Consider the following 3,256-nt stretch of genomic DNA (forward strand, 5'->3'; position numbering starts at 1 on the left):
AAAGGGGGCAACCATGCTCGAACACTTATTCCCGAAGGTTCACGCGTGTTACTCGGGATCGTCCAATGGCACCTTGTTGGAAGATTTCGCCACTTGGCTCATCTCGGCTAAGTACGCCCGACCCACAGCCCGCCGTCACGTACGAGGGCTAAAGGAAGCCCTCGACCTGATGGGTTCAGCGCCGCTTGATTGGGGGGGCGGCGTTTCAGGAAGGTTTTTGTCGCAAGCATTTGCCTCCGCGTCATTGCAAGGCACCCGATGCGCCGTTGAACGGTTTCTTACCGCGAGAAGGCTGCTGGTCAGAGAACCAGCACCAATCCCGTTCTCGCTACTTCTTGAGCGCTACAGTCGACACCTATCGGAGGTGCGTGGCCTTACCAGCGCGACCCTAGAACAGCACATCGCAACAGTGAAGAGCATGCTCGCGCACGCTTTGCCGGCTGACGCCCCGCTGCATACGTTATCAGCCGCTGCAGTCGAGCGGTTCGTGATGACCGAAGCGCGGCGGATTAAACGACAGACCCTCCAGCATGTTGTTGCTCGCCTTCGTGCTTTTCTTCGGTTTTGCTTCGACCAGGGCGAGATCCAGCAGCGTCTCGACGTAATTGACGCGCCGCGCGCCTACCGAGGTGAACTGCCGCCTCGAGCCATGGCATGGCCGCTTGTCCAGCGGCTGCTGCGTTCCATCGACCGATCAAGCCGGCTTGGTTGGCGCGACTATGCAATCCTCCATTTGATGGCGCACTACGGCCTGCGGCCCTCGGAGATCGTCGCGCTGACGCTTGCCTCCATCGATTGGGAGAGCAGGACGCTCCGCGTCAACCAGCGCAAGACCAAATCAGATCTGATCCTTCCTCTGGCCGAACAAACCGTACGTATTCTCAGACACTATCTGCGCCGCGGCCGGTCCGGCGGGTCGCGCCCTGAACTGTTCCTCCGCGCAAGCACCCCGGTGGGTCCTCTCACACACTACACGATAGCCGATCTCTACCAAAAGCGCGCGCGTCAGAGCGGTCTGCCACTGCAGGGTACATCCTCCTACTGCCTGCGCCATTCATTTGCGATGCGTCTGCTCGACCGCGGCGTCGGCGTGAAGGTAATCGGTGATCTGATGGGTCATCGTACCTTGGAGAGCACCTGTGTCTATCTCCGGCTGCAGACCAGAGCCCTGCGCGAGGTCGCGCTTCCTCTGCCGACGGCGACCATCAGCATTGAGGAGGACGCCGCATGAGTACGACATTACCGGGCAGCGCGTTCAACCAGGTGGTCGACCGTTATTTGCGGAGGCAACGTTCACTCGGGCGCGCCTATGTTCATGAGGAGCACGTAATCGACGCTCTGCGTCGATTTCTAGAGAAGACCAGCTCTACCGACCTCGATCAAGCGCTCTTCGAGGCATGGTGCGCGTCACAATCTCATTGCTCTGTAAACACGCGGCGCAACCGCCAGCGTATCGTGCGCAACTTCTGCCTCTATCGTCGGCGGACCGAGCCAACTTGCTTCGTTCCGGATATCAACCGCCTCCCACGTCGGTGTCCACATGCATCGCCGGTCATCTTTGGAGCAGCCGACGTCGCCAGGATGTTGGCTGCGGCCGATCGTTTGGCGCCGACCTCAACGTCACCGCTTCGGCCAGCCGTGATGCGGCTTGCCGTGGTCCTGCTCTACACAGCAGGGCTCCGTCGAGGCGAACTGCTGCGCCTTACACTGGCCGATGTCGATCCGCGCCACGGCATTTTGCACATTCGGGAGTCGAAGTTCCACAAGTCGCGGATCGTCCCGTTGTCGCCGGACGCAACTCGGGAGCTAAGGTCGTACCTCAGGAAGCGGCTTCGGCCACCTCTGGGCCGCTCATTGGATTCCCCCTTGCTCTGCAACAGCAGGGGGCGGGTGCGCGGCTACACGGGTACCGGCCTGCGGCAAGGAATCCAAGTGCTATTCCGAGCAGCCAACGTTTGCGGCACCGATGGACGAACCCCGCGGGTTCATGATTTTCGTCACAGCTTCGCGGTCGGGTCGCTGTTGCGATGGTACCAGCAAGGTGCGGATGTCCAATCCAATCTGCCGAAGCTTGCGATGTACATGGGGCATATCTCGATTGTTTCGACTGCCTATTACCTGCGCTGGATTCCGCAACTCGCTGCCGCAGCCAGCCATCGGCTCGAGACGCACTTCGGCCACCTCATCACCGGAGGTGCCGCATGAGATCCCAAAGACCTAACGAACTCGGCAAGGGCATCGAGCGGTTCTTCCGCGAGTATCTGCCGACGCTCCGGGGCACCAGCCGACACACCATACGCAACTACCGGGATGCCATCGTGCTGTTCCTGCGTTTTACTTCGTCGCAAACAGCCAAGGCTATCGAGGATCTCGATCTCGTCGATTTCACAGCGAAGCAGGTCCAGGACTTCCTGGCTTTTCTGGAGGCCGAGCGTCACAATGGCGTCGCCACCCGCAATGCGCGGCTGGCGGCGCTGCATACGTTTGCTCGCTTTCTCGCAACCGAACAGCCCGCCTATCTAGCCGAGCTGCAGCGTGTGCTAGGCGTACCGTTCAAACGTGCGCGCGTAACAAGCCAATCGAATACCTTGAGCCGCAGGAAGTCGAAGCGCTGCTCAATTCGATCGATCGCTCCACGCCGCGGGGCAAGCGTGACTATGCGTTATTCGCACTGATGCTCAACACGGGTGCCCGCGTTCAGGAGATACTCGATCTGCGGCTGTGCGACATCCGCACCGATCCTCCTCATCAAGTCCGGCTGCACGGCAAGGGCGGCAAAACTCGATTATGTCCAATTTGGCCGCAAACCGCACAGCTTCTCCAAGAGCACTCGAACAATGCCGCTCATTCAGGGGGCAGCGAATCTCCGCTGTTCGTGAACCGCCAGGGCAACAAGTTGACCCGCTTTGGCGTTCGTTACCTGCTCAAGAAGCACATCGGAGCCGGAGCCAGAGCAACCCGCACGCTGCAGGAGAAGCGGATCCATCCCCATACCTTGCGGCATACGACCGCCATCTTTCTTCTGAAGGCGGGCGTCGACTTCGCGACCATTAGTCAATGGCTCGGACATTCGTCGCTGAACACAACGATGACCTATGCAAGGGCGGACATCGATCTCAAACGCCAGGCGCTTATGCAGGTGTTCCCTGAGATCCTCGCACCGCCTCGTGCCGGACACGTCTCTTCTGCGACGATCAACATCGTTGATTGGCTGAAGAGGCTATGACCTACAGGTAAATTATGTGGAGTTGGCGGC

4 protein-coding genes are annotated in these 3,256 nt (G+C 59.9%); all 4 read left to right on the plus strand.

Annotated features, from left to right (window positions below):
- A partial coding sequence (locus J6524_RS36915) for a tyrosine-type recombinase/integrase (protein WP_225678743.1) occupies positions 1-1,231 on the plus strand: 1,231 nt, incomplete at its 5' end.
- A complete protein-coding gene (locus J6524_RS36920) occupies positions 1,228-2,205 on the plus strand; it encodes a tyrosine-type recombinase/integrase (RefSeq protein WP_225678744.1) in 978 nt (325 codons plus the stop codon). The genes J6524_RS36915 and J6524_RS36920, both read left to right, overlap by 4 nt.
- Complete coding sequence (locus tag J6524_RS36925) at positions 2,202-2,675, plus strand: site-specific integrase (protein ID WP_225678745.1); 474 nt, start codon at positions 2,202-2,204, stop codon at positions 2,673-2,675. Before J6524_RS36920 ends, J6524_RS36925 begins: the two co-directional genes overlap by 4 nt.
- The gene (locus tag J6524_RS36930; RefSeq protein WP_312002554.1) at positions 2,624-3,226 is read left to right on the plus strand and encodes a tyrosine-type recombinase/integrase; all 603 of its coding nucleotides are present in this window, start codon (positions 2,624-2,626) and stop codon (positions 3,224-3,226) included. The genes J6524_RS36925 and J6524_RS36930 overlap by 52 nt, the downstream gene beginning before the upstream one ends.
- The last annotated feature ends 30 nt before the right edge of the window (positions 3,227-3,256 follow it).

The organism is Bradyrhizobium hereditatis (assembly GCF_020329435.1).
Lineage (GTDB): Bacteria > Pseudomonadota > Alphaproteobacteria > Rhizobiales > Xanthobacteraceae > Bradyrhizobium > Bradyrhizobium hereditatis.

Excerpts from the sequence above, each read along its gene's own strand:
- J6524_RS36925 (WP_225678745.1), top strand. The coding sequence starts at position 2,202 with ATGAGATCCCAAAGACCTAACGAACTCGGCAAGGGCATCGAGCGGTTC.
- J6524_RS36920 (WP_225678744.1), top strand. The coding sequence starts at position 1,228 with ATGAGTACGACATTACCGGGCAGCGCGTTCAACCAGGTGGTCGACCGT.